Genomic DNA, 26,475 nt, shown 5'->3' with positions numbered 1-26,475 from the left:
TGGTCGCTGGCATCCAGCCGCCGACGTCCTCCAGGGAGACGTGTCACCGTGCCCACATCGCGCAGAAGCTTCGCTGTCGCAGCCGTAGCCGCCCTCGTCCTGCCGCTCAGCGCCTGCGGGTCGGGAGGTGACGGCGGCTCGTCCGACGCCTCCGGCAAGGTCGAGGGCGACATCACCTTCCAGACCTGGAACCTGCGGGCCAACTTCAAGCCGTACTTCGAGGACCTGATCGCGGACTTCGAGAAGAAGTACCCCGGCACCCACGTCAAGTGGATCGACCAGCCCGCCGAGGGCTACGCCGACAAGATCAGCGCCGACGCCGCCGGCGGCACCCTGGCCGATGTCGTCAACGTCTCCCCGGACCTCGCCGCCCCGCTCGCCCAGGCCGGCCTCGCCCTCGACCTGGACCAGGCCGCCGGGCAGTACAAGAAGGACTACCTGGAGGCCGCCTGGGCCAGCCAGCAGGTGCCGGGCATGGAGGGGACCTACGCGTTCCCCTGGTACCTCAACACCGGCCCGCTCTTCTACAACAAGTCCCTGTTCGAGAAGGCCGGTCTCGACGCCGACAAGCCGCCGACGACCTACGACGAACTCTTCGACACCGCGCTGCGGCTCGCCCGGAAGACCGACGGCGAGGTGGCCACGCTCGCGAACGTGCCCACCATCGAGGACTTCGGCCGCTACGGCGTCCCGCTCATGAACGACGACGGCACGGCCTTCGCGTTCAACGACGCCAAGGGCGTCGAACTCCTCACCCGCTACAAGGAGCTGTACGACGCCGGAGGCCTGGACTCCCAGGCGCTGACGGCCACGCCCGAGTCGTCCGGGAAGAAGTTCCTCACCGGTGCCGTCGCCATGAACCCCGGCAGCGCGCTCGACCTCGCCAACTTCAAGAAGCAGGCCCCGAGCCTGTACGAGAACATCGGCATCACCGACCAGATCACCAGCACCGGCCACGTCAACATGTACGTGATGGGCCTGCTGGTGAACTCCCAGAGCGAGCGCAAGCCCGCCGCGGTCGCCTTCGCCCGCTTCGCCACCGACGCCGCTCACCAGATGTCGTTCGCGAAGCAGGTCGCCGTCTTTCCCAGCAGCGCCGGTTCGCTGGACGACCCGTACTTCACCGAGGAGGACGGGACCGACGAGACCCGGGTCCGGGTGGCCGCCGCCAAGTCGCTGAAGACCGCCGTCAACTACACGCCGGTGCTGTTCAGCGAGCAGATGAAGACCGAGCTGCGCAACGAGGTCGCCAAGGCGCTCCAGGGCAAGCAGAGCCCGAAGGAAGCTCTTGACAACGCTGTCAAGGCGTGTGACCGGCTCCTGAAGCAGCAGGGCTGAGCGTCATGGCGAGTTCCACCGTGTCCTCCGGCACGCGCCGTGTGCGCCGCCAACTGCCCAGCAGTCCGTGGCTGTTCGCCGCCCCCGGGCTGCTGATCGCCGGCGCGTTCATCCTCTATCCGTTCGTCTCGACGCTGGTCAACTCCTTCACCGACCGTCGCACCCTGGTCCCGGGTGAGTTCGTCGGCCTCGCCAACTTCCGCGAACTGCTCCACGACGACATGTTCTGGATCGGCCTGCGCAACAGTGCCCTGTACGTCCTCGGGGTCGTGCCCGCGCTGGTCCTGCTGCCGCTGCTGCTCGCGATGCTGGTGCAGAAGAGCATCCCCGGCATCTCCTTCTTCCGGTCCGCCTTCTACACCCCGGTCGTCGCCTCGATCGTCGTCGTCGGGCTGATCTGGGTGTGGATGCTGGACGAGCGGGGCCTGGTCAACTCGGTGCTGGAGACCATCGGCGTCGGCCGGATCGGCTTCCTCAGCGACCAGTGGCTGATCCTGCTCAGCGCCATGGCCGTCACGGTCTGGAAGGGCCTCGGCTACTACATGATCATCTACTTGGCGGCGCTGGCCAACGTGCCCCGCGAGCTGCACGAGGCCGCCGCCGTGGACGGTGCGGGCGCTCTGCGCCGCTTCGTCACCGTCACCATGCCCGCCGTGCGCTCCACCATGGTCCTGGTCGCGGCCCTCGCCTCGGTCGCCGCGTTCAAGGTGTTCTCCGAGGTGTACCTGATGGCGGGCCCGGACGGCGGTCCGGCGGGCGAGGACACCACCCTCGTCATGCTCGTCCAGCGCACCGGCACCGGCCTGACCGGACGCGTCGGCTACGCCTCGGCCATCTCCGTCGTCGTCTTCGTCGTCACCCTCGTCCTGATGCTGCTCGTGCTGCGCGCCGACCGGAAGGAGGAGTCGTGAGTGTCATGGAGAAGGTCCGGCCCGCCGCGAAGCAGCCGACCCCGTCCCCGGCCCGGAACCGGGAACCCCGGATCACCGACCAGAACGGCCGACGGGTACGCGTCTGGGAACTCGTCCTGCGCTACCTGCTCCTGCTCGGCGTGCTCGCCCTGACCATCGGCCCGTTCGTCTGGCAGCTGTCCACCTCGCTGAAGGGCCCGACGGAGGACATCTTCAGCTCCCCGCCGAAGTTCCTGCCCTCCGATCCCACCCTGCACAACTACGAGCGGGTCGCCGAGACCATCCCCGTGTGGGACTACGCGCTGAACTCGCTGAAGGTCGCCGTCGCCAACGTCGTGACCAACTGCGTCGGCGCCGCGCTCGCGGGCTACGCCCTGGCCCGGCTGCGCTACCGCGGCCGCCGGGTCGCCACACTGGTCTTCATCCTGACCATGCTCGTCCCGGTGGAGGGCATCATCATCGCCCAGTTCACCACCATGCGGGAGCTCGGCCTCAACAACACCCTGGTCGGCGTCCTGCTGCCCGGCTGCGTCAGCGCCCTCAACGTCCTGCTGATGCGCAACGCCTTCCTCAACCTGCCCTACGAGATCGAGGAGGCGGCCTTCGTCGACGGCGCCAACGTCTGGCAGCGGTTCTACCGGATCGCCCTGCCCGCTGTGAAGGGCACCCTGGCGGTCGTCGCGATCTTCGCCTTCATGGGTGCCTGGGACGACTTCCTGTGGCCGCTGATCGTGCTGAGCGATCCGTCCAACTTCACGCTCACCATCGGCCTCAACTACCTGCACGGCACCTTCGCCAACGACGAGCGCCTCGTCGCCGCGGGCACGATCATCGCCGTGGCGCCGCTGATCGTCCTCTTCGCCTGCCTCCAGCGGTACTTCTTCCGCGGGGTCGGCGAGGGCGCCGTCAAGGGCTGATCCACCCACTTCCCCCTGCATCAGGGCTTGATCCACCCCACTTCCCCCTGACAAGGACACCGCATGTCTTCTGCCGTGCGCTTCGGCGTCAACTACACGCCCAGCGACGGGTGGTTCCACTCCTGGCTCGACTTCGACGCGGACTCCGTACGCGCCGACCTCGACTCCATAGCCGCGCTGGGCGTGGACCACATCCGGGTCTTCCCGCTGTGGCCCTACTTCCAGCCCAACCGCACCCTGATCCGCGACCGCGCGGTCGGGCATCTGGTGGAGCTGGTCGACGCGGCCGGCGAACGCGGCCTCGACGTCAACGTGGACGGCCTCCAGGGCCACCTGAGCAGCTTCGACTACCTACCGGCCTGGACCCGCACCTGGCACCGACGCAACCTGTTCACCGACCCCGAGGTCATCGACGGCCAGGCCACCTACCTGCGCACCCTCGCCGCCGCGCTCGCCGGGCGGTCCAACTTCCTCGGCATGACCCTCGGCAACGAGGTCAACCAGTTCTCCGCCGGGCCCCACCCCGACCCGGACCGGGCGAGCGCCGACCAGATCGACGCCTGGCTGGAGCGGATGCTCGCCGCCTGCGAGGAGGGCGCCCCGGGACGGATGCATCTGCACGCCGAGTACGACGCCACCTGGTACCAGGACGACCAGCCGTTCACCCCGGCCCAGGCCGCCCGGCGGGGCGCCGTGACGGCCGTGCACTCCTGGGTCTTCAACGGCACCGCCCAGCGCCACGGCCGCACCTCCGTGCCCAGCGAGCACCACGCCGCCTACCTGATCGAGCTGAGCAAGGCCTGGGCCGACGACCCGCACCGCCCGGTGTGGCTCCAGGAGGTCGGCGCCCCTGCCCCCCTCGTCCCCGCCGAGTACGCCGCCGCCTTCACCGAGGCCACCATCGCCAACGCCCTGGACTGCCCCGGCCTTTGGGGCGTCACCTGGTGGTGCTCCCACGACGTGTCCAGGGCACTGGCCGACTTCCCGGAGCTGGAGTACGGGCTCGGCCTGCTCACCAACGACCGCCGTCCCAAGGACACGGCACAGGTCCTGGCCCGCGCCGCCCGCGAGGCGCGTGCGGGAGCCCACCCCGCCCCCGCCCCGCGCACCACCGCGCTGGCCGTCCCGGCCGACCCGGCCACGCGCTCGGCCTGCGCGCCCGGCGGCGCGGTCTTCGACGCCTTCTTCCGGCTGGTCGCCGACGGCGCCCGCCCGACCACCGTCCTCGACACGCGCACCGCCGACACCGAGCACCTCGCGGCCCGCGGCATCACCGAGGTAATCACTCCCGACCAGGTCCTTCCCACCCCGCACGGACTCCACGTCCGCCAAGGAGGCGCCCGCTCGTGAAGCCCACCCGACGCACCGTCCTGCTCGCCGGCGCCGCGACAGCCCTGTCGCCCGCCCTGCCCGCGACCGCCGCCCCGACCGCCGCGGGGGGCCAGGCCCGGGCGGCCGCGGCGCTCCAGCCGTACGCCTCCTACTGGTTCCCCGACTCGCTGCCGTCCGGCACCCCGGGCGACGGGATCACCTGGCGCAGCCTCAAGGACTGGCGTGCGGACCACGACCGCGACCTGGCCTTCAACGCGGCCTCCGTGCCGCTCGCCGACCGCTTCACCCCGACGCCCGCCAACGCCACGGCCCGCGCCGGTCAGGCCCGCATCCAGTCCCTCGTCTCCTTCGGGAACACCGCGGCCAACCCCTCCCAGGGCTCGGCCACCGCCGACTACTACGCCCTCACTCATTGGGCGTACGTCGACGAACTCGTCTTCTGGGGCGGCTCCGCGGGCGAAGGGCTGATCCTCGCCCCGAACGCGCCGGTCGTGGACGCCGCGCACCGCCATGGCGTGCCCGTCCTCGGCAACGTCTTCCTCCCACCCGTGGGTCACGGCGGGCAGCTGCGGTGGACCCGCGACCTCGTGCAGAAGGACGCCGCCGGGCGGTTCCCGCTCGCCGCGCAACTGGTCGCCGTCGCCGAGGCCCACGGCTTCGACGGCTGGTTCGTCAACGCCGAGACCGAGGGCGGCGACGCCGCGCTCGGTGCGGACATGCTCGGCTTCGTGCGGGAGCTCAAGTCCCTCGCCGCGGCCAAGGGACAGCGGGTGACCTGGTACGACGCGATGACCGTGGACGGGACGGTCACCTGGCAGGGTGCGCTCAACGACCGCAACGAGGCCTTCTTCGCGCACGCCGACGACATGTTCGTCGACTTCCGCTGGACCGCCGACCGCCTCTCCTCCTCGGGTGAGCGAGCCGAGCGGCTGGGCCGCGGCCGCTACGAGCTGTGGGCCGGCGTGGACGTGGAGGCGAACGGCTGGAACACGTCCGAGAACTGGGACGCGATCGTGCCGCGGGACGCCGCGCACATCACCTCGGTCGGCCTGTACCGGCCCGAGTGGACCCGCAACCACCTGCCCGCGGACCGGCGGACCCCGGGCGACTTCCACGCCGCGGACGACCGGTTCTGGACGGGGGCGTCACTCGACCCCTCACGTCCGGACGGCGCGGGCGGTGAGGACGGCTGGCGGGCGCCCGCCGTGTCGGTCGCCGACCGGTCGACCGTCACGTCCCTGCCGTTCTCGAGCGTCTTCAACTCCGGGCACGGACTGCGGTGGTACGAGGAGGGCACCGTGACGTCGGACGCGGCCTGGAACCACCTCGGCCTCCAGGACCGGCTGCCGTCACGGCGCTGGGTGGTACGTACGGAGGGTGCGCGCCCGGCGGTCTCCTTCGACTTCGCCGACGCCTGGCGGGGCGGCAGCAGTGTGGCGACGGCGCCCGCTGCCCCACCGCCCCGCGAGCGGCGGCGATCTGTGGTTCGCCTGGAACCACTCCTACAGTGACGACGTACGCCACTACACCGTTCCTTTGGACTGAGCAGGAGTGAGCCTGCTCAGCCGCACGCCCCGAACGGTCTTGGGCGCACTGGTCCCCGGCGTACTCAACCCCAGGGCGGCGACACGCATCCTGTACGTGATCCGGTCCCGGGAGGCCAGTTCCCTGCGCGACCTGGCCACATGAGTATGACCAGAGGTGACGGGGAGGCCCTGAACCATCACTCTGGTGGAGCAGGGGCCCCGCACACTGGTGCCGTACCCGACGTCCCAGATCGCACGGTTACGTTAGCCCAAACGGCCCATGACGTCACAAGCCTGGAAGCCGACGATCACACGATCGAGTTAAACCACCCTCGTGCACGCTGCCCTGCAAGCAGCTGACGAACTCTCCACCCCGTCCTGGCCAACGGCACCTGCCGTTTCCTCGGCGGCACCTGCCAGCGGGCCTGGTTCGCCGGCGGTCTGCGCCCCGAGCAGGGCGAGCGCACCGCACGGTTCGAAGTACGCGCCGTGGGGGAGCTGTACACCACGTCGGGCCCCGTCACCGTGACCCACCCCTGGTAACCACCCGCCCCACCGACCCCGGAGCACCCGCATGCATGACGACCGCAACCTGGTCGAAGCCCGCCTCAAGCGCGTCCTCGACGAGCGCATCCGCCCCGCCGTGTACCCCGAGTCCGTGCCGTTGGACGTCGAGGTGTGGAACGCCCCCGGCGAGCCCGTGCCGGTCGCCGAGGGGCTCGCGTCCGACCCCGAGCCCATCGAGGTGGGCGCCCGCTGGGGCGCCCCCTGGGGCACCAGCTGGTTCCGCGTCACCGGGACCGTGCCCGAGCACTGGGCCGGGAGGACGGTCGAGGCGATCCTCGACCTCGGCTTCGACGAGAACATGCCCGGCTTCCAGTGCGAGGGCCTGGTGTACCGGCCCGACGGCACCCCGGTGAAGGGCCTCAACCCGCGCAACCAGTGGGTGCGGATCGGCGCCCCCGCGGAGGGCGGCGAGGAGGTGCGCCTGCACGTCGAGGCGGCCTCCAACCCGGTCATCCTCGACTACCACCCCTTCGTGCCCACGCAGCTCGGCGACAAGGACACCGCGGGCGGCGAGCCGCAGTACACGCTCACCCGCATGGATCTCGCGGTCCTCGACGAGACGGTCTGGCACCTCGTGCTCGACCTGGAGGTGCTCGGTGAGCTGATGGCGGAGCTGCCGGTGGAGTCGCCGCGGCGCTGGGAGATCCTGCGCGCGGTGGACAAGGCACTCGACGCCGTCGACCTCCAGGACGTGAACGGCACGGCCGAACAGGCCCGTTCCCGCCTCACCGGGGTACTGTCCGCCCCCGCCGTCCCCTCCGCGCACCGCATCAGCGCCGTCGGCCACGCGCACATCGACTCGGCGTGGCTGTGGCCGCTGCGCGAGACCGTGCGCAAGGTGGCCCGCACGACGTCGAACATGACCGCCCTCCTGGAGGACGAGCCGGACTTCGTCTTCGCCATGTCGCAGGCCCAGCAGTGGGCGTGGGTGCGCGACCACCGCCCCGAGGTGTGGGCCCGCGTGAAGAAGGCCGTGGCGGACGGCCGGTTCGTGCCGGCCGGCGGCATGTGGGTGGAGTCGGACACCAACATGCCGGGCTCGGAGGCGATGGCCCGGCAGTTCGTGCACGGCAAGCGGTTCTTCCTCGACGAGTTCGGCGTCGAGAACGACGAGGCGTGGCTGCCGGACACCTTCGGGTTCGCGGCCGGGCTGCCGCAGATCATCAAGGCGGCCGGCACCAAGTACCTGCTGACACAGAAGATCTCCTGGTCGCAGACGAACAAGTTCCCGCACCACACATTCCGCTGGGAGGGCATCGACGGCACCCGGATCTTCACGCACTTCCCGCCCGTCGACACCTACAACTGCTCCATGAAGGGCAGCGAGATCGCCCACGCGGCGAAGAACTTCAAGGACAAGGGCGTCGCCCGGCACTCCCTCGCCCCCACCGGCTGGGGCGACGGAGGCGGCGGCACCACCCGCGAGATGGTCGCCAAGGCGGCCCGGCTGCGCGACCTCGAAGGCTCGGCGACGGTCGAGTGGGAGACCCCGCGGGCATTCTTCGAGAAGGCCGAGGCCGAGAACCCCGAGCCGCCCGTCTGGGTCGGCGAGCTCTACCTCGAACTGCACCGCGCCACCCTCACCAGCCAGGCCAGGACCAAGCAGGGCAACCGCCGCAGCGAACACCTCCTGCGGGAGGCCGAGCTGTGGGCGGCCACGGCGGCCGTACGCGCCGGGTTCCCCTACCCGTACGACGACCTGGACCGCGTCTGGAAGACGGTGCTGCTGCACCAGTTCCACGACATCCTGCCCGGCTCCTCCATCGCCTGGGTGCACCGCGAGGCACGCGCGACGTACGACCGGGTCGCCGACGAGCTGAACCGGATCATCGACGCCGCCCAGCGCGCCCTGGCCGGCGAGGGCGACACCCCGCTGGTCTTCAACGCCGCCCCGCACACCCGGGCCGGTGTCCGGGCGGGTGCCGCCGCCACCCCCGCCACCGAGGGCCGCACCGGCCTCACCCCCCGCCCCGGCGGTGGACACGTCCTGGACAACGGCCTGCTGCGGGTCGAGATCGACGACCGGGGCCTGGTGGTGTCGGCGTACGACATCGCCGCCGACCGCGAGACGATCGCGCCGGGCGGGGCGGGCAACCTGCTCCAGCTCCACCCCGACTTCCCGAACATGTGGGACGCCTGGGACGTCGACGAGTTCTACCGCAACACGGTCACCGACCTCACCGACGCCGACGAGGTCGCCCCCGGCGACGACGGCGCCTCGGTGCGGATCGTCCGCTCCTTCGGCTCCTCCCGCGTCACCCAGGTGCTGACGCTCGCGCCGGGGGAGCGGCGGCTGGAGGTGGACACCGAGGTCGACTGGCACGAGACGGAGAAGTTCCTCAAGCTCGCCTTCCCGCTCGACGTGCACGCCGAACGGTACGCGTCCGAGACCCAGTTCGGGCACTTCCACCGGCCCACGCACACCAACACCAGCTGGGAGGCGGCCAAGTTCGAGGCCTGCAACCACCGCTTCGTCCACCTGGGGGAGCCCGGCTGGGGCGTGGCCGTCGTCAACGACTCGACGTACGGCCACGACGTCACCCGGACCGTCCGCACCGACGGCGACGCCGGTACGACCACCACACTCAGGGTCTCCCTGCTGCGCGCCCCGCGCTTCCCCGACCCCGAGACCGACCAGGGCGTGCACCGGTTCCGGCACGCGCTGGTGCCGGGCGCGGGCGTCGGCGACGCCGTGCGCGAGGGCTGGCGGATCAACCTGCCCGAGCGGCGCGTGACGGGCGCCGGGGAGGTCGCGCCGCTGGTCTCGGCCGACCGGGACGCGGTCGTGGTCACCGCCGTCAAGCTGGCCGACGACGGCAGCGGCGACGTGGTGGTGCGCTTCCACGAGGCCCACGGCGGCCGGGTTCGGGCCACCCTGACGGCCGGGTTCCCGGTCGCGGGGGTGGCGGTCACCGACCTGCTGGAACGCCCGCTCGCCGAGGAGGAGTCCACGGTCGAGGCCGACGGCGACCGGATCGCCGTACGGCTGCGCCCGTTCCAGCTGATGACCCTGCGGCTGAAGCGCGCGTAGCGCGCGGGACGGGCCCGGCTCGCTCGGCGGGCCGGGCCCGTCCACCCGCGACGGTCACCGGACCGTGCCCACCAGCCGCGTCGGCGGCAGATACTCCCGCACATACGTACGCTCCCAGCACGCGCCCGTTTCCCGCAGCTCGTGCCACGTCGTGTACCGGTAGCGGAACAGCCGGGCGCGGACGAAGCGCGGCGGCGCGTCGGGCGGGAACGGGGAGCGGCGCAGCAGCTTCAGCGTGGCCCGGTCGTTCTCCAGCAGCCGTTCCACCAGGGTGCCGAACCACGACCCGGCGTACGACGGGGACAGCGCGGCGAACCACATCAGCCAGTCCAGCCGCAGATGGTACGGCGCGAACTGGCGCGGCCAGCGCCGCGGATCACCGGGCTTGCCCTTGAACTCGTACTCCCGCCAGTCCCCGTCCTCGCGGGCCACCTCGTCGGCGGTGCCCTCGATCACCACCTCGTAGCGGACCCGGCTGACGGTCCCGAAGGCGCCGTAGGTGTTGACCAGGTGGAGCGAGTCGAAGGAGCGGTTCATCACCTGACGGCGGGAGAGCATGTTGCGGACCGGCCGGTGGCTCAGGAACACCAGCAGCGCCGCCACCGCGAGGACCACGACCTCGTACCAGAGCGGCGCGGCGGACACGGACGGCGGATCGGCCGGGAAACGGACCGCCGACAGGGCCAGCACGATGGTGATCCAGTTCAGCCAGGAGAAGTTCCCCGACAGCACCAGCCACAGCTGGGTCACGATCATCAGCGCCGCGGCGGCCGTCGCGACGGGCTGCGGCGTGAACAGCAGGAAGGGCACGACGAGCTGTGTGACGTGGTTCGCGGCCACCTCGGCGCGGTGCAGGGGGCGGGGAAGGTGGTGGAAGAACCAGCTCAGCGGGCCCGGCATCGGCTGGGTCTCGTGGTGGTGGTCCAGGCAGGTCAGCTTCCGCCAGCACTCGTCGCCGCGCATCTTGATCAGCCCCGCCCCGAACTCGACCCGGACCAGCAGCCAGCGCAGCAGGAACAGCACGACGATCGGCGGCGCCACCTCGTCGTTGCCGAGGAACACGGCGACGAACCCGGTCTCCAGCAGCAGAGACTCCCAGCCGAACGAGTACCAGGTCTGCCCGACGTTGACGATCGACAGGTACAGCACCCACGGCACCAGCCACAGCAGCATCGCCCCCCACAGCGGCAGCAACGAGTCCAGCCCCGCCACCAGCGCCGCCGACACCGCGCAGCCCGTCCAGGCCACGACCGCGAAGAGACGGTCCGAGTAGTGCAGCTGGAACAGGCTCGGCGCCCGTTTGAACGGCACCCGCTCGACGAACCGGGGCACGGGCGTCAGACCGCGCTCGCCCATCAGCGCACGGAACTGAAGGGCCGCCGTCAGGAACGCGACCAGGTACATGACGGCCAGGGCCCGCTGGAAGACCAGTCGGCTCAGCCAGTAGTCGGGTGCGGTGAACCACTCCACGTGCCGCGCTCCTAGCGTGCGTCGCTCTCTCCGTGCGTCACTCTCCGTGCGCCGCCGTTCCGGTTGCGTGACCAGAGTGGGCGAAGCAGACAATAGTGCCCGATTGTCTCGATTGTTATTGCTTGTTCTTCTTCGAACGACAGGAGCGCGCGGTGCGGACACCTCTCGGCCCCTCCGGATCCGCCTGCCTGCTCTCGGTGGCGCTCCTCGTCGGCGCCACCGGCTGCGGTGTCGCCGGTGCCGACGGCGACCCGGCCGCCGACACGGGCGCGGTACTCCACCTCCAACCGTCCGCCGCCCAGGGCCCGGACCCGTTCACGGAGTCCACGGCCGTCTCGACGGCTACCCCGCCCCCGGCCACCCGAACGCCGCCGTCCGTGCCCGCGGGCGCCACGTCCGTCGCCCTCGACGGGATGCGTCCCCTCTCGGGCGGGACGCCCGGCCTCTACGGCGGCATCCAGCACGTCGGCAGCTGCGACGTCACCCGGCAGATCGGCCATCTGGCCGCGCAGCCGGCCCGGACACGCGCCTTCGCCGAGGTCGCCGGGGTCTCCGCGGCGGCGCTCCCCGACTACCTGCGGGGACTCACCCCGGTCGTACTGCGCGCCGACACCCGGGTCACCAACCACGGCTACCGGGACGGCCGGGCCGCCGGATACCAGGCGGTCCTCCAGACGGGTACCGCCGTCCTCGTCGACGACCGGGGCGTGCCGCGTGTGCGCTGCGCCTGCGGCAACCCGCTGAAGGCGCCGGCCGCGATCGGCGACGAGTCCGTCACCCGCGGCACGCCCTGGCCCGGCTACCGGCCCTCCGAGGTGATCGCGGTGATCCCGGCACCCCGGGCGATCACCGGCCTGACCCTCGTCAGCACCGTGGACGACACCTGGATCGGGCGGCGGCTCGGCCACGACACCCGCCACGACCGGCCCGTGCCCACGCCCGCGTGGGCCACCGGCACACCGACTCCGGCACCGTCCTCGCCTCCCGCCACCCAGGCGACCGACGCACCGAGCGCCCCGCCGAGCCCTGAAGAGACAAGCGAAGAGGTAAGCGAAACGGTAAGGGAACAGGCACCCGAGGAGGTGTACGAGGAGCCGTCCGGAGGGCTGTACGAGGAGCCGTCCGGAGGGCTGTACGAGGAGCCGTCCGGAGGGCTGTACGAGGAGCCGTACGGAGAGCCGTACGAAGAGCTGCACGAAGTGCCGTACCCGGCCGACGCACCCACCGGCGACGCGACCGAGTCCGGCCCCGAGACCGCTCCGGACGCTCCCGACCTGCCCGGCGACGGCGCTCCCGCGGATGTCTTCTGACAAGCCGAAGAAGCCGAGCGAGTCGAAGAATCAGGCAAATCCTGGCAAGGTGGGGCCCATGGCTGATCGGGGAGCGAGTGCCCCGTCACTCCCGGACGACTGGCCCGCCCACCCGGACCCGATCCTGGCGCTCAACCGCATGGGCAGCTTCGACTGGGACCTGGACACGGGACTGTTCCACATGGACGCCCAGGCCTACGAGGTGTTCGACCTGCGCCCCGAGGAGTACGACGGGCGCCCCGAGTCGCTCTCCCTGCGCGTTCCCGCGGCGGAGGGCAGCCGCCTGGACGCCCTGGTCGCCCAGGCCATGAAGGACGGCAGCGAGAACTACGGCACCTACTTCCGGCTGCGCTGCCGCGACGGCACCCTGCGCTGGACCCGCACCCAGGGCTACATCCGCCGTGACGAGACAGGCCGCCCCCGCCGCATCATCGGCATCGTCCGCGACGCCACCCAGGAGGTCGGCGACATCGAGGCCCGCCGCGAGCAGGCCGCGCAGGACGAGGCCCGCCGCAGGCTCACCAACGTCGTCCAGCTCGCCACGGCCGCACTCGCGCACGCCCGTACGGTGGACGACGTCATCGAGGTCCTGCGGGACACCCACGGCCTCACCCGCCTGGGCGCCACCAGCCTCGTGATGGGCCTGGTCGAGGCCGGCCGCATCCGGCTGGTCGCCGACGGCCCCGACAACAGCTTCGTCCCCGGCACCCGCGTCACCCGGATCGACGAGCCGTACCCGATGAGCGAGGCCGTACGGACCCTCAGCCCCCGCTTCATCGAGTCGCCGGAGGACTTCGCGGAGCGCTATCCCCGCCTGTGGCAGAGCATCACCCACCTGAACATCACCGCTGCCGCCTACCTGCCGCTGATCGCCCAGGCCCGGCCGATCGGCGCGATCGGGCTGCTCTACAGCGACCGGCGCGGCTTCTCCGCGGAGGACCGCAACGTACTCGTCGCGCTCGGCAGCGGCATCGCGCAGAGCCTGCAGCGAGCCATGCTCTACGAGCAGGAGATGGACCTCGCCGAGGGCCTCCAGCAGGCCATGCTCCCGCGCTCCATCCCCAGCGTGCCCGGCTGCGACGTCGCCGTCCGCTACCGCGCGGCGACCATCGGCGGCGCCCTCGGGCGCGACATCGGCGGTGACTGGTACGACCTGATCCCGCTGCCCGGCGGCCGCGTCGGCGCCGTCATCGGCGACGTCCAGGGCCACGACACGCACGCCGCCGCCGTCATGGGCCAGCTGCGCATCGTGCTGCGCGCCTACGCCGCCGAGGGCCACCCCCCGGCCACGGTGATGGCACGGGCCTCCGTCTTCCTCCACGAACTCGACACCGACCGCTTCGCGACCTGCCTGTACGCGGAGGCCGACCTGGGCACCGGAGTGGTCCAGGTGGTCCGCGCCGGGCACATCGACCCCCTGCTGCGGCGAGGCGACGGAACCTGCCGCCGCGTCCCCGTCGAGGGCGGGCTGCCGCTCGGCCTGTCCGCCGAGTTCGGGCGCCTCGCCTATCCGGTCTCCACCGTCGAGCTGGACCCGGGCAACACCCTGCTGCTCTGCACCGACGGTCTGGTCGAGCAGCCCGGCGCCGACCTCGACGAGGGGATAGAAGTGCTCACGGCACTGGTCGCCTCCGGCCCGCAGGACGTACGGGACCTGGCCGACCGGCTCATCGACGTGGCCGAGGAGCGCCGCGGCGACGACGACGTGGCGCTGCTCCTGCTGCGCCGCCACGGGGTGAACACTCCCCGGACCTTCGGCCGGCTCCAGCAGCACGTGTCCCCGGGCGACCCCGAGGCCCTCACCGAGGCCCGGCACATGATCCGCGCCGCCGTCCGCGCCTGGGGCGCCGCGGGTCAGAGCGACGAGATCGAGCTGGTCGCCGACGAACTGGTCACCAACGCCCTCATGCACACCGAAGGCTCCGCCGTCGTCACCCTGCGGCTGCTCACCGGCACCGACCGCCGGCTGCGGGTCGAGGTCGAGGACTCCTCCAGCGCCCTGCCGCGCCGCCGCGAAGCCGGGGACGCCGGTGTCTCCGGACGCGGGCTGCTCCTGGTGGAGACGCTCGCCGACGAGTGGGGCGTGGAGGCGCGTGGCGGCGGCAAGTGCGTGTGGTCCGAGTTCGTGGTGTCCCACCGCGCGGGCTGAACCCCACTGGCACTGTCGGTCTACGGTGGCACTCTGGACGTATGCCCGAACTGCCCGAGGTCGAGGCGCTCAGGGACTTCCTGACCGAGCATCTCGCCGGCCGCGAGATCGTCCGTGTACTGCCCGTGGCGATCAGCGTCCTGAAGACGTACGCCCCTCCGCTCACCGCCCTGGAGGGCCACCAGGTGACCGCGGTGCACCGCTACGGCAAGTTCCTCGACGTCGAGACCGCCGGCGGCCCGCATCTGGTCACCCATCTGGCCCGCGCGGGCTGGCTGCACTGGAAGGACAGCCTCCCCAGCGGCCTTCCCCGCCCCGGCAAGGGTCCGCTCGCCCTGCGCGTCGCCCTGGAGACCGGCGCCGGCTTCGACCTGACGGAGGCGGGCACGCAGAAGCGGCTCGCCGTGTACGTCGTGGCCGACCCGCGGCAGGTGCCCGGCGTGGCCCGGCTCGGCCCCGACCCGCTCGCCGACGACTTCGACGAGGCGCGCTTCGCCGCTCTCCTCGAAGGCGAGCGGCGGCAGCTCAAGGGCGCCCTGCGCGACCAGAGCCTGATCGCGGGCGTGGGGAACGCGTACAGCGACGAGATCCTGCACGCGGCGAAGATGTCCCCCTTCAGACTCGCCGCGTCGCTCACCGACGAGGAGACCGCACGGCTGTACGCCGCCCTGCGCGACACGCTCACCGAGGCGGTCGAACGCTCCCGGGGCATCGCGGCCGGCCGGCTCAAGGCCGAGAAGAAGAGCGGGCTGCGTGTGCACGGCCGCACCGGCGAGCCCTGTCCGGTGTGCGGCGACACCGTTCGCGAGGTCTCCTTCAGCGACTCCTCGCTCCAGTACTGCCCGACCTGCCAGACCGGCGGCAAGCCGCTGGCGGACCGGAGGCTGTCCCGGCTGCTCAAGTAGCGCCGCCCGGTTCAGCGAGAAAAGTTACGGTTCCGCACACTTAGGGACGAAAGTCCCGAATGCGGCCAAGGGGTGCATGGGCAGAGAAGGTCGGAGAGAACGTGACCGAGCCCACAGCGAGGAACCCCGCAGTATGCCGACTCATGTCGCCGCACGCCCGCACCCCACCGCAGCCGCGGTCGCGCGTCCCGCGCCCGACACCCCGGACGCCGTCACCGCGGCCTTCGCCCGTCTCGCCGTACTGGACGACGGCCCCGAGAAGGAGCGGCTGCAGGAGGAGCTGACCCGGGTCTGGCTGCCCATGGCCCACCGGCTGGCCTCCCGATTCCGTGACAAGGGCGAGAGCACCGAGGACCTGCGCCAGGTCGCCGCCCTGGGACTGCTCAAGGCGATCAGGCGGTACGACCCGGCCAGGGGGCCGTTCGAGCCGTTCGCGATACCCACCATCCGCGGGGAGCTGCGGCGGCACTTCCGCGACCGCACCTGGGACGTGCGGGTGCCGCGCCGCGTCCAGGAACTGCGCGACCGGGTGCGGGCCGCCTATGTGGAACTGGCCCTCGGCCCCGGCGACGCGTGCCCCACCGTCGACGATCTGGCCCGGCACACCGGGCTGTCCGAGCAGCAGGTCCGTGACGGACTGGAGGCTCTCGAGAGCTACCGTGCCCTGTCCCTCGACGCCGGGAACGCGGGCGGCGGCGCGGACGGAGAAGGGCCGAGGCTGGCGGACGTCCTCGGGGAGACGGACCACGCCTTCCAGCTGGTGGTCGACCGGGAGAGCGTCAAGGAGGCGGTGCGCCGGCTGCCCTCGCGCGAACGGGCCATCCTCTACCTGCGCTTCTTCGAGGACTGGTCGCAGAGCCGCATCGCGGAACGCATGGGCATCTCCCAGATGCACGTCTCCCGGCTGCTCGGCCAGACCTGCGCCCGGATCCGGCGCGAGACGCTCGACGGGCGGTGACGACTCAGTCGGCGGGAAGCGTCACCAGGTGCTCCCCCTCCGCGGTGCGCACCTCGTAGCGGGCGATCTGGTCGGGATGCAGGGCGGCCCCGCCGTGCATGGTGTTCGGCCGGGCGTCGTGCCCGGGGACGTTCCAGCTGGTGACCGTCTGCTCCGTGCCGTCGAGGCCGACGGCGATCAGCCGGCAGGAGCGCGGCCCCGACCCGTCCTTGACCTCGAGTTCCACATCGGTGCCCCAGACCTCGTCCTCGGTGGTGACCCGCGCCCACACCCCGGACCGCTCGTCGGTCGCGGCGACCCGCACCGCCGGGTCGGCCTGCCCCGCGTAGATGACGACGCCGGGACCCGCCGCGGCGCACACGACCGCGGCGGCCACGGCGTACAGCACCCGCCTGCGGCCGGCCCGCCGGCGCGCGGTCACCTCGGACAGCAGTCGGTCCAGCAGCCTCGGGCCGGGCCTGGTCATGGGGTGGACGAGGCGTGGCGTCGCCCGCCGGTACAGCATCAACTGACGGGTGGCGGGGCCGAATTCGGTCACCTGCGCCGTGCACCGGGGGCACTCCATGAGGTGGTCCTCGAAGCGGAACGCTTCCGCCTCGTCCAGCACGCCGAGCGCGTAGGCGCCGACGTCACGATGCCTTTCCAGGGACCTCATGCCGAATCCTCGTGCCGTTGGGTGTGGGTGGGGTCACTCCTTGCTCCCACCCGTACGCACCGGACAGCCGAATCACTCAAGCCACGGACAGAATCGCGACCAAGGGGTTCGGAGCGGCCGGGCCCGTGGATTGGTCCGCCCGTGAAGAAGTTCGTGAAACCGGCCGGGCCCCCGGGAAACCGGCCCGGACTCTAGAAGAGATGGATGGCCAGGTGTCCGAGCGGCAGCCCCAGCTCCCACGCCGGGGTCCATACCTTCGGCCCCTCGTCCTCCCCGGTCACCGCCCCGCCCGGGACCGCGTTGAGGTCCGGGGCGAGCAGTTCGGTCTCCTGGAGCCAGCGCCAGGCGTCCCGCGCCAGCTCCAGGTCCGGCGAGTACCGGCCGGCGGCGATCGCGTCGGCGGTGACCTCGGCCAGCCGCACCCGCACCCACTCGTGCCACGGCTGGTCGTAGGCGGTCAGCGACAGCCAGGTCTCCAGCCGGGTGATGACCCGGATGCCGCCGAGCTCGTCGTCGGTGTCGGACAGGAAGACGGTCAGCGCCAGGGCGTCGCGCCCGGCGCGGAACTCGAAGGACGTCGGCGGCATCAGATCGCCGGTCCGCAGCAGCTCGTCGGCGATGTACTCGGCGTACAACCATGCCATGGGAACGGTCAGTTCGCCCCCACCGGTGCCGTCCGTGCTCTCTTGCCCTCTGTGCAACATCCCTTCCTGCCTTCCTCCGGTGCGTACGCGTCGCCCGACCCGGGTCATGGGCCCCCGTCCGGAACACGGATGAGGACAGCCGATTACTCAACCGGGGTCCTGGGCAAGGCGCTTTACGGAGGTTTGACCATACGGTCGGTTTCACCGCAGGTCGGCGGCGTATCCCGGTAGCACCCTGCGCAGGGCGCGCAGCGCGTAGTATGCGCGGGACTTCACGGTACCGGGCGGGATGCCGAGGGCTGCCGCGGCTTCCGCCACACTCGCCCCCTGGAAGTACACCAGCACCAGGACTTCACGGTGCTCCGGAGTGAGTGTCTTCACAGCCTCGCGCACATCCAGGGCGGCGGCGGCCCGTTCGGCGTGATCGGCGCAGACCCGTGCGTTGTCCAGCACGGCGTCGCCGACCTCCGCGGGCCGCGCCTGCCGGGCCCGGCGCGCGTCGATCGCGAGTCGCCGGGCCACGGTGAGCAGCCAGGGCCGTACGGAGTCGAAGTCGTCGGCGCGCAGCGCCTCGGGATGCTGCCAGGCGCGGACCAGGGTCTCCTGCACGAGGTCCTCGGCGCGCTGCCGGTCGCCGTCGCTGAGCCGCAGCAGCAACGCGAAGAGCGGCCGGCCGTGCTCGCGCTGCAGTGCGGCGAGCTCGTGCTCGGCGGTCGTCCCGTTCGTCCTGTCCGTCAGGGTGATTCCGGCCGTCATGGCCGTATGGCATCGCAGGCCGCCGCCCGGGGACAGGGCGCGCGCACGGGTGTGCGACGGACGGTCGATCGCGTCGACGAACGGTTCGACGAACGGTCGGCGCACCCCGTTCGAACGGTCGGTGCACCCCGTTCGCGCACGCCGGACGGGCTAATGGGCGTGTCGGAGCCGCCTGGGGCGCCGTAAGCCTCATTACCTATTTGTAAGTAAATGTGACTATTCATCGGTGTGTGCGACCCCAGCGGAGTGAACGGATGATCACACGCAGTCGGCAGGTGGCCCTGGCCCTGACCGCCCTTCTCACCGTGGGCGCGGCCTGCCAGGCCCGCGACCACGAACCGCCGAAACGGCCGGCCCCGGCCCCGTCCGCCGCGGACACCGGCGTCTTCACCCTGGTCGCCTCCGGCGACGTACTCCCGCACGACTCGATCATCGAACGGGCCCGCTTCGACGCGGGCGGCACCGGCTACGACTTCCGCCCCATGCTCGCCGGCGCCGCACCCGTCGTCTCGCGCGCCGACCTTGCCCTGTGTCACATGGAGACCGTGTACGGCGCGAACGGCGACTACAGCGGCTACCCCCTCTTCAAGTCCCCGCCCCAGGTGGCCGAGGCGCTGGCCGCCACCGGCTACGACGGATGCTCCACCGCCTCCAACCACAGCGTCGACGACGGCGCCGACGGCATCCGCCGCACCCTGGACGCCCTCGACCGCGCCGGTGTACGGCACGCCGGCACGGCGCGCACCGAGGCCGAGTCGCGCACCACGACGGTCCTGCGCGCGGGCCGCGCCGACGTCGCCCACCTCGCCTACACCCTGCACACCAACGGCCACCCGATTCCCGAGGAGCAGCCCTGGGCGGTCGGCATGATCGACGAGGGGCAGATCCTCACGGACTCCCGGGCCGCCCGGGAGGCCGGCGCGGACATCGTCGTCGTGTCCCTGCACTGGGGCACCGAATGGCAGGACGAGCCCGACCAGGACCAGCTGGACCTGGCCGAGAGCCTGACCGCGGCCCGGACCGGCGACCGCCCCGACATCGACCTGATCCTCGGCACCCACGCCCATGTCCCGCAGGCGTACGAGAAGGTCAACGGCACCTGGGTGATCTACGGGATGGGTGACCAGATCGCGGGCGAGATGATCAACGGCGAGGGTGACCGCGATCCGCGCGGCAACCAGTCGACCATCGGCCGCTTCACCTTCGCCCCACCCACCCGGCCCGGCGAACGCTGGCGGGTGACCCGCGCCGAGTTCGTCCCGCAGCTGTTCGACGTGGACGCCGGCCGGGTGGTGAACCTCAACCGCGCGCTGGAGCAGGGCGCCGACTTGCGTGCCGTGCGGGACCGGATCCGCGACGTCGTGCTCAGCCGGGGCGCGGCCGAGGACGGGCTGGTGATGGGGGAGTAGGCCGGGCTAACGGCGCGCCAGCTCCGACTTCCGGTACGAGTAGCCGAAGTAGATCACCAGCCCGAGCGCGAACCACACGGCGAACCGCGCCCACGTCTGCCACTGCAGGAACGTGATCAGCCAGATCGAGAAGATGATCCCGAGGGCGGGGACGAACGGCATGAACGGCGTGCGGAAGGTGCGCGGCAGGTCCGGCTGCCGGTAGCGCAGCACGATCACCGCCGCGCACACCACCACGAACGCCAGCAGGATGCCGATGTTGGTCAGCTCGGCCGCCTCGCCGATCGGCAGGAACCCGGCGATCGCGGCCGACGCGAACCCGACGATCCAGGTCACCCGGGTCGGCACGTGCCGCGTCGGGTGGGTCTTCGCGAACCACTTGGGCAGCAGCCCGTCGCGCGACATCGAGAACCACACGCGGGTGACGCCCAGCATGAAGGTGAACATCACGGTGAGGATGCCGATGATGGCGCCCACCGCGATGACGTCGGCCAGGGAACTCAGCCCCACCGACTTGAACGCCGTCGAGAAGCCGCTCTCCGGGTCGATGCTCCTGTAGTTCTGCATGCCGGTCAGCACCAGGCAGGCGGCCACGTACAGCACCATCGAGATGACCAGCGAGTAGATGATCGCCTTCGGCATGTGCCGCTGGGCGTCCTTCGACTCCTCGGCCGCCGTCGACATGGCGTCGTAGCCGAAGACCGCGAAGAACACCGTCGCCGCACCGGTGAACGCACCGCCGACCCCGTACGGGAAGAACGGGTTGTAGTTCGAGGTGTCGATGTGGAAGACGCCGACCCCGATCACCAGCAGCACCACCAGAACCTTCAGCACCACCACGACCATCTCGAAGCGGGCCGCGTTCTTGATCCCCAGGTTCAGCAGGTACGCGATCAGCAGGCACAGCAGCGCGGCGAACAGGTCGACCCGGTGACCGTCCCCGGTACCCGGCGCGCCCAGCATCCAGTTCGGGATGTCGGCGCCCATCTCGCCCACCAGGAAGCTGAAGTAGCCCGAGATGCCGATCGCGACGACCGCCACGATCGCCGTGTACTCAAGGAGCAGGTCCCAGCCGATGAACCAGCCCGCCAGCTCACCGAGGACCGCGTATCCGTAGGTGTAGGCGGAACCCGCCTTCGGGATCATCCCGGCGAACTCGGCGTACGACAGTGCCGCCGCCGCGCTCGCGACGCCCGCGATGAGGAAGGAGACGAGGACCGCCGGTCCCGCCGTGCCGTTGGCGACCGTGCCGGCCAGGGTGAAGATCCCGGCCCCGATGATGCCGCCCACGCCGATCGCGGTCAGCTGCCACAGCCCCAGCGTCCGCTGCAGGCCGGTGCCCTCCCCGCCCTCGGTGTCCTCGATATGCTCGATGGGTTTGCGGCGGAGAACGCCCTCGCCCATGCGGAACCCGGCCACGCGCCTCACCTCTTTGTGAACGGCAAACGGCTGACGGTGGATCATGATGACTCACACCCGCCCGCGACGGAAGCCACGACGCACGCACCGCACCCGCCGGTGCCAGGGGGTGTCGTTCGGATCAGGCCGACTCCGGGCAACGGTGCCCTGCAACCGGCCGCGACCCCGGCAAGATCCGAACGACGCCCCTAGGGCACCACTGTCACGGGCCAGCGACCCGCCTTCACCAGCCGCACCGCGACGGAACCGACGATCCGGTGTCCGGCCTGCTCGGAGGCGCCCACCACCACGGCGTCGGCCTTCAGTTCGTCGGCCGCCTTGACCAGCCCGTTGTAGGGATCGCCGCGGAAGGTGTGGAACTCCCAGCGCACGTCGAATACCCCCTTGGACCGCTCGGTCGCCTCCCGGATCTGGGCCACCAGGTCCTCGGCGATCTCGTCGGTCGTCTCCGCCACCGGCGCCCCGAGCGCCGCGCCCGACGCCAGCACCGGCTGCACGTACACCACGGCGAGCAGCGCGCGCTGCCGCCGGGCCAGACCGCCGGCGTACGCCGCCGCCCGGAGCGAGGAGTCGGAGCCGTCGACCCCGGCGACGATGACCTTCGGCCCGTCCGTGCCCCGTTCGAACTGCTGGGAGTGCTGTTCCGTCACGCGGCGAGGCTATCCGGTCGCTCGTGATCTTGGGCCGTGCGGGTGGTTTCGTGCCGCCGCACCGGTGTTGCTCAGGTGCGCCGGACCGTGGCCGGGCGACTGATGAGTCATGAAGAAGGATCAGTTGCTGACACGACGCCGCGCACTGCTCGCCGGCGCCGCGGCCGTGGGAGCGGCAGGCACCGCCGGCGCGCTCGCGGTGGCCCTGAGGGACGGCCCGGCCCGGCCGGTCGCCCCCGCCCCGGGTTCCCCGGCGCACCGCCCGCTCAAGCCCTCCGCGTACCGCCTGCAGCCCTTGACCGGATACGGTGCGCCGCGTGCCGCGCCCGCGCGGACCCCGGTGCGCAGCGAGCCGATCCTGCGCGTGTCGGGCCGGGGCCGCACCATGCTGCTCACCTTCGACGACGGACCCGACCCCCGCTACACCCCGGACATCCTGGACACGCTGGCGAAGTACGACGTGCGCGCGACGTTCTTCGTGTGCGGTGAGATGGCGGACTACAACAGGGACCTGCTGTCCCGGATGGCCGACGAAGGGCACGTCGTCGGCAACCACACCTGGTCCCACCCGCTGCTGACCAGCCTCGGCCGGCGCCGTATCCGCTCCGAGATGGAGCGCACGAGCGAGGTCGTCGAGCAGGCCTACGGCGAGCCGCCCCGGTGGTTCCGGGCCCCCTACGGAGCGTGGAACCGCGCCGCCTTCCAGCTCGGCGCCGAACTCGGCATGGAACCGCTCGCCTGGACCGTGGACACCCTCGACTGGACCACCCCCGGCACCGGCACCATCGTCGACCGGGTCGAGGACGGCGCCGCCCCCGGCGTCGTGGTGCTCTCGCACGACGCCGGGGGCGACCGCTCGCAGAGTGTCCGCGCCCTGCGCTCCTACCTGCCGGAGCTGCTGGACTCCGGCTACCACCTCACCGTTCCCCGGCGGCGTTACGTCTGACGCCCGCGACGCCCGCCCGGCCGGGGCACGCTCAGCGGACCCCGGTCATGCGGGCGAAGGCGACGACGTTCCCCTCGTATCCGTTCTGCTTGGAGAAACCGCCACCGCAGGTGATGACCCGCAATTCGGGGCTGCCCTTGGAGGCGTACACCCGGTCGCCGGGGAAATCGTCCTTCTCGAACACCTCGATGCCGTAGATCTCGAAGACCGCCGTCTTTCCGTCCTGGCGGTGCACGTCGACCTTGTTTCCCTTTTTCAGGGCCCCGAGCCCGTAGAAGACGGCGGGACCCTGTTGGTTGTCGACATGGCCCACGACGACCGCGGTGCCCTTCTCCCCGGGGGTGACCGCGCCGGTGAACCAGCCGGCCAGGTTCGGGTCCTCGGGCGGCGGCGCGCCGACCCAGCCGTCCGCGTCGAGACCGACCGGCATCATCGGCGCGTCCACCTGGATGGCGGGAATGCCGACCCGGTCGGGCACCGAGTACGGCAGCGGCGTGAGGCCCGCGGCGGCGCCGTCGCCCCCTGCGACGCGGGTGTCCGAGGCGGCGGCCGACGCCGGCTGCGGGGGGCCCGCGTCGAATTCCCCCGAACCGTTCCGGATGAGCGCGAGCCCGGTCAGCAGAACAAGCGCTATCACGCCCCAGGGAGCGCGCTTCCTCCGGTGCTCCTCCTCTTCGGCCAACTCGGGCTCATACATTCGCCATCCCCTCTCGACCCGGCCGTCGCCGTGCCATTCGCGCATACGAGCACGCTAAGCGCCGTGCGCCCGACCGGCGACGGGGCGGCGGCGAACGGGTGGCGCGCACGCCCTTCCGTGAGCCATCCGGGATTTCCCCGGCAGGAAATTCCTGACGGTCCGTGACCTGCGGCGATATCCACTCGCGCGCCACCGGCCCGGTATGCCCCCTCACCAGGACGGACCATTCCCGAAATGCGGCTCGGCGCAGGTCAACTGAGGGTCTTTCTGGGAGGCGCTTTCTCGCCGATCGACCGGGGACGGGACCCGGGGCGTCTTCCGCGGAGGATCACATGCGTAACACTCGTGCCCTCGCGGCAGCCGGCGCCGCGGTCGCTGTCCTCGGGCTGGCCGCCCCCACGGCCACCGCCGGCGGCGACCACAACCAGCCGTCCAACATCGTCGCCCTGCCCAGCGTGATCGCCCGCGGCGGCCAGATGACCGTCACGGTCGACGGCTGCCCGCAGGGCGGCACGATGACCTCGGACGCGTTCCGGACGACCCACCTGACCCCGGTCAAGGGTGCCAACGAGACCTCCAAGGGCACCGCCACCATCAAGGAGGACGCCCGGCCGGGCTCGTACGACATCACCGTCAACTGCTCCGGCAGGCGACTGACGCGTCCGGCCGCCTTCACCGTCATCGGCGGCGTCCGCGGCGGCATCGGCGGCAGCAGCTCCAGCGGGGCGACCCCGACCGACATCGCGATCGGCGGCGGGCTCGTCGCCGCGGCCGTCGCCGGTGGCGGCCTGTTCTGGATGCGCCGCCGGGCCGAGCGGAGGGTCTGAACCGTCCCCGTCCGTTTCGTCCGTCACCGTACGGGCTCGCCTTCACAGGCGGGTCCGTACGGCCCCTTCGGACCGCGCGCCGGCGTCGCACGGCCGGATCGCGCGTCGCACGTCGACAGGGCTTCGCCCCGGACCCGTTGCGGATCCGGGGCGAACTCCTGTCCGGAATGCGGGGCGGGGAGGCGTCAGACGCCGTCCTCGCCGGAGCGGCGGCGCGAGAGGTGGTAGGCCGCGCCGACCGAGCCCGCGATGAGCAGGGCGCCGAGCCCGATCTCCGTCACGTCGAACCCGGCGACGCTGCCGCCCTCGCCTGCGTGCACGCCCTTGGAGGGGTGGCGGGGTTCGTGCGTGGGGTGGTCGGAGTGGTGGCCCGCGATGGTCAGGTTCACGGTTCCGGTCGTCTTGGCGCAGGCGAACGTCACCTGGTAGACCGCCCCGCGTCTGGCGTCCCGGTCCACCTGTGCCGTCGCGGACGACTCGTGCCGCGGGATGGTGACCGTGTCGAACACCGCCGACGAGACCGTGACGCGTCCCCGGCAGCCGCCGGCAGCGCGGCCCACCCCCAGCGTGACCTCGCCGCCCGGCGCGACCGCGGCGGGGTGGACGGTGAAGCCGAACGTCGAACTGCTGCCCCCTACGGCAGCCCCGGCCGGTACGCAGGCGGAAAGGGCGGCGACGCCCAGCAGAGCGACCGAGGCGGCGGGTATCGCGCGCATGGTGAATCCTCCGGGTCCCCGAGGAGCAGCGGCGGACCTGTTCCGCTCGCGCCAGAAATGCACCTCGATGTCCGAAACGCTAGGAAGCCGGGCGCGTCGGCGCGATCGCAGTCGCGCGAATGGGGCAAGTGTGTGGGCCGCTCAGGGGACGGTGACGGCGTGTCGGGCGTCCCCCGGCGGGTGCCCGGTGCAGGGGCCGCCGGGGGACGCCCGTAGAGAGCCGTTCGCGTGGACGCCTCAGTCCTTGGCGCCCGGGAAGAGGTTCAGGAACGGATCCGTCGACGCCGCGACGCCGCGGCTGAACGGTGCGTCGAAGTCCCAGATCAGGAAGAGCAGGAAGGCGATCAGCGCCGAGAACAGCCCGGCGAGGATCAGTTCGCGTGCCGTACGCCGGATCTGCAGGGCGAAGACCATGCCGACCGTGATGACGCCTCCCGCGACGAGCCCGAACCACACCACGCCCGGCATGGTCGCCCCGGTCGACTCCGCCCGGGAGATGCGGGCCTGGTCCGCCGCGGTCACCTGGTCGACGAGCGGCTGGTACGCCTGGGCCTCGAAGTCCGTCCTCGGCTCGTAGTCGGTGACGTCCGCGCGGACGCGGTCGAGGAGTTCGGTGCCGCGCTCGGTCACCTCGCCCCGGTCGGCCATGGTCTTCCACTCGGTGGTGACGACGTGTCCGACATAGGCGTTGACATCCTCCCGGATGCGGTCACGGACGTCGGGCGGATAGACCCGGACGCGTTCCGAGATCTCGTGCAGCGCGACCGCCTCCGCCTGTACGTGGTCCTGGGCGGCGCTACGGGCCTCCCAGACACCGGCGATGGCCAGGCCCAGGACGATGGCGTACACCACGCCGATCCACATCGTCATGTACTCGATGACGTCCGGGGTCTCGGTGATGTCCTCGTCGTCGTCCGCCCTGCGGTGCCGTACGAGGGTGATGATGACGACCACGACACAGGCCGCCAGCATCGCGAGGGTGAGAACAAGCCATTCCGGCAAGAGATGCTCCAGAGGATCAGCGCGCACGGAGCGCGGCGACGGCGACCACCGCGGGCACCGTGATGAGCAGGACGAAGACGAGCGGCGACGTGGCCCCGCGCGAGGACCGCTGCTGCGGCCGGGCGGCGCGGTAGCGCGGGTAGTGCACCGGGCTCAGCGACGGCCGCGGCGTGGGCGTCGCCGACGACGGGGCGGGCGCGGGGGGCGCGGGACGGGTCGGCGTAGGGGTGGGGCTGGGGGGCGGTGCCGGGGCGGGCCGGGCCGGCACCGGGGGCGGCGGAGGCGGCGGCTCGGGCTTCGGTTCGGGCGGCGTCGGCCGGGGAGGCTTCGGCGCGGGGGG

22 protein-coding genes and 2 pseudogenes are annotated in these 26,475 nt (G+C 71.7%); 14 read left to right on the top strand and 10 right to left on the bottom strand.

What is annotated here, in order from left to right; all coding sequences use genetic code 11:
• The first annotated feature begins 48 nt into the window (after positions 1-48).
• From ACFCZF_RS27140 to ACFCZF_RS27110, 7 genes and pseudogenes are all read left to right on the top strand, one after another.
• Positions 49-1,338 carry an extracellular solute-binding protein gene (locus ACFCZF_RS27140; protein ID WP_376673853.1) on the top strand — a complete coding sequence of 430 codons (1,290 nt, stop codon included), beginning with the start codon at positions 49-51 and terminating at the stop codon, positions 1,336-1,338.
• 5 nt (positions 1,339-1,343) lie between these two features.
• The gene (locus ACFCZF_RS27135) at positions 1,344-2,249 is read left to right on the top strand and encodes a carbohydrate ABC transporter permease (RefSeq protein ID WP_375911568.1); all 906 of its coding nucleotides are present in this window, start codon (positions 1,344-1,346) and stop codon (positions 2,247-2,249) included.
• Positions 2,246-3,166 carry a carbohydrate ABC transporter permease gene (locus tag ACFCZF_RS27130; RefSeq protein ID WP_376673852.1) on the top strand — a complete coding sequence of 307 codons (921 nt, stop codon included), beginning with the start codon at positions 2,246-2,248 and terminating at the stop codon, positions 3,164-3,166. The genes ACFCZF_RS27135 and ACFCZF_RS27130 overlap by 4 nt, the downstream gene beginning before the upstream one ends.
• Before the next feature lie 63 nt (positions 3,167-3,229).
• Positions 3,230-4,516, top strand: a complete 1,287-nt coding sequence (locus tag ACFCZF_RS27125) for a glycosyl hydrolase (RefSeq protein ID WP_376673851.1) — start codon at positions 3,230-3,232, stop codon at positions 4,514-4,516.
• A pseudogene (locus ACFCZF_RS27120) lies at positions 4,513-5,941 on the top strand (endo-beta-N-acetylglucosaminidase); the annotation flags it as partial. The gene ACFCZF_RS27125 and the pseudogene ACFCZF_RS27120, both read left to right, overlap by 4 nt.
• A 440-nt stretch (positions 5,942-6,381) precedes the next feature.
• A pseudogene (locus tag ACFCZF_RS27115) lies at positions 6,382-6,567 on the top strand (hypothetical protein); the annotation flags it as partial.
• Positions 6,568-6,598: 31 nt separating this feature from the next.
• The gene (locus ACFCZF_RS27110; RefSeq protein WP_376673850.1) at positions 6,599-9,622 is read left to right on the top strand and encodes an alpha-mannosidase; all 3,024 of its coding nucleotides are present in this window, start codon (positions 6,599-6,601) and stop codon (positions 9,620-9,622) included.
• A 54-nt stretch (positions 9,623-9,676) separates the two neighbouring features.
• Here ACFCZF_RS27110 and ACFCZF_RS27105 read toward each other — a convergent pair whose 3' ends face one another.
• Positions 9,677-11,092, bottom strand: coding sequence for a lipase maturation factor family protein (locus ACFCZF_RS27105; RefSeq protein WP_376673849.1), 1,416 nt, complete (start codon positions 11,090-11,092; stop codon positions 9,677-9,679).
• Positions 11,093-11,244: 152 nt separating this feature from the next.
• Here ACFCZF_RS27105 and ACFCZF_RS27100 point away from each other — a divergent pair, with 152 nt between their 5' ends.
• The 4 genes from ACFCZF_RS27100 to ACFCZF_RS27085 all read left to right on the top strand — a co-directional run bounded on the left by ACFCZF_RS27100 (position 11,245) and on the right by ACFCZF_RS27085 (position 16,414).
• Entirely contained in the window at positions 11,245-12,402 is a 1,158-nt protein-coding gene (locus ACFCZF_RS27100; RefSeq protein ID WP_376673848.1) for a DUF6777 domain-containing protein, read from the top strand.
• A 58-nt stretch (positions 12,403-12,460) separates the two neighbouring features.
• On the top strand, positions 12,461-14,551 hold the full coding sequence (locus ACFCZF_RS27095) for a SpoIIE family protein phosphatase (protein WP_376673847.1): 2,091 nt from the start codon (positions 12,461-12,463) through the stop codon (positions 14,549-14,551).
• 41 nt (positions 14,552-14,592) lie between these two features.
• A complete protein-coding gene (locus ACFCZF_RS27090) occupies positions 14,593-15,456 on the top strand; it encodes an Fpg/Nei family DNA glycosylase (protein WP_376673846.1) in 864 nt (287 codons plus the stop codon).
• A 133-nt stretch (positions 15,457-15,589) separates the two neighbouring features.
• Entirely contained in the window at positions 15,590-16,414 is an 825-nt protein-coding gene (locus ACFCZF_RS27085; RefSeq protein ID WP_376673845.1) for a SigB/SigF/SigG family RNA polymerase sigma factor, read from the top strand.
• 4 nt (positions 16,415-16,418) lie between these two features.
• On the opposite strand, the gene ACFCZF_RS27080 is transcribed toward ACFCZF_RS27085, so the two are convergent.
• The 3 genes from ACFCZF_RS27080 to ACFCZF_RS27070 form a co-directional block, all read right to left on the bottom strand.
• Positions 16,419-17,069, bottom strand: a complete 651-nt coding sequence (locus tag ACFCZF_RS27080; RefSeq protein ID WP_376673844.1) for a zf-HC2 domain-containing protein — start codon at positions 17,067-17,069, stop codon at positions 16,419-16,421.
• Positions 17,070-17,260: 191 nt separating this feature from the next.
• Positions 17,261-17,773: a hypothetical protein gene (locus ACFCZF_RS27075; RefSeq protein ID WP_375911597.1), complete on the bottom strand. Its 513-nt coding sequence runs from the start codon at positions 17,771-17,773 to the stop codon at positions 17,261-17,263.
• Positions 17,774-17,914: 141 nt separating this feature from the next.
• The gene (locus ACFCZF_RS27070; protein WP_375911599.1) at positions 17,915-18,469 is read right to left on the bottom strand and encodes a sigma-70 family RNA polymerase sigma factor; all 555 of its coding nucleotides are present in this window, start codon (positions 18,467-18,469) and stop codon (positions 17,915-17,917) included.
• Between the two features lie 254 nt (positions 18,470-18,723).
• Here ACFCZF_RS27070 and ACFCZF_RS27065 point away from each other — a divergent pair, with 254 nt between their 5' ends.
• Positions 18,724-19,878, top strand: coding sequence for a CapA family protein (locus ACFCZF_RS27065; protein ID WP_375911601.1), 1,155 nt, complete (start codon positions 18,724-18,726; stop codon positions 19,876-19,878).
• A 6-nt stretch (positions 19,879-19,884) separates the two neighbouring features.
• Here ACFCZF_RS27065 and ACFCZF_RS27060 read toward each other — a convergent pair whose 3' ends face one another.
• A complete protein-coding gene (locus ACFCZF_RS27060; RefSeq protein ID WP_375911604.1) occupies positions 19,885-21,297 on the bottom strand; it encodes an amino acid permease in 1,413 nt (470 codons plus the stop codon).
• Between the two features lie 188 nt (positions 21,298-21,485).
• Positions 21,486-21,947, bottom strand: a complete 462-nt coding sequence (locus ACFCZF_RS27055; protein WP_376673843.1) for a universal stress protein — start codon at positions 21,945-21,947, stop codon at positions 21,486-21,488.
• 109 nt (positions 21,948-22,056) lie between these two features.
• Between ACFCZF_RS27055 and ACFCZF_RS27050 the strand changes: the two genes are divergently transcribed.
• Positions 22,057-22,893 (top strand): polysaccharide deacetylase family protein, encoded by an 837-nt coding sequence (locus tag ACFCZF_RS27050; protein ID WP_376673842.1) that lies wholly within the window; start codon positions 22,057-22,059, stop codon positions 22,891-22,893.
• 31 nt (positions 22,894-22,924) lie between these two features.
• Here ACFCZF_RS27050 and ACFCZF_RS27045 read toward each other — a convergent pair whose 3' ends face one another.
• On the bottom strand, positions 22,925-23,590 hold the full coding sequence (locus tag ACFCZF_RS27045; protein WP_376673870.1) for a class F sortase: 666 nt from the start codon (positions 23,588-23,590) through the stop codon (positions 22,925-22,927).
• A gap of 332 nt (positions 23,591-23,922) precedes the next feature.
• Between ACFCZF_RS27045 and ACFCZF_RS27040 the strand changes: the two genes are divergently transcribed.
• Positions 23,923-24,417 carry a hypothetical protein gene (locus tag ACFCZF_RS27040; RefSeq protein WP_375917162.1) on the top strand — a complete coding sequence of 165 codons (495 nt, stop codon included), beginning with the start codon at positions 23,923-23,925 and terminating at the stop codon, positions 24,415-24,417.
• A 185-nt stretch (positions 24,418-24,602) separates the two neighbouring features.
• Here the strand turns inward: ACFCZF_RS27040 and ACFCZF_RS27035 are convergent, their stop codons facing one another.
• From ACFCZF_RS27035 to ACFCZF_RS27025, 3 genes are all read right to left on the bottom strand, one after another.
• Positions 24,603-25,133 (bottom strand): hypothetical protein, encoded by a 531-nt coding sequence (locus ACFCZF_RS27035; RefSeq protein WP_375917165.1) that lies wholly within the window; start codon positions 25,131-25,133, stop codon positions 24,603-24,605.
• 237 nt (positions 25,134-25,370) lie between these two features.
• Positions 25,371-26,135 (bottom strand): DUF4239 domain-containing protein, encoded by a 765-nt coding sequence (locus ACFCZF_RS27030; RefSeq protein WP_375917168.1) that lies wholly within the window; start codon positions 26,133-26,135, stop codon positions 25,371-25,373.
• Between the two features lie 16 nt (positions 26,136-26,151).
• Positions 26,152-26,283, bottom strand: coding sequence for a hypothetical protein (locus ACFCZF_RS27025; protein ID WP_019330432.1), 132 nt, complete (start codon positions 26,281-26,283; stop codon positions 26,152-26,154).
• Positions 26,284-26,475: the final 192 nt, after the last annotated feature.

Source organism: Streptomyces sp. NPDC056296, from assembly GCF_042268605.1.
Taxonomy (GTDB): Bacteria; Actinomycetota; Actinomycetes; order Streptomycetales; family Streptomycetaceae; genus Streptomyces.
The sequence above is the reverse complement of the archived record's forward strand: the minus strand, read 5'-3'. Positions and strand labels throughout refer to the sequence as shown.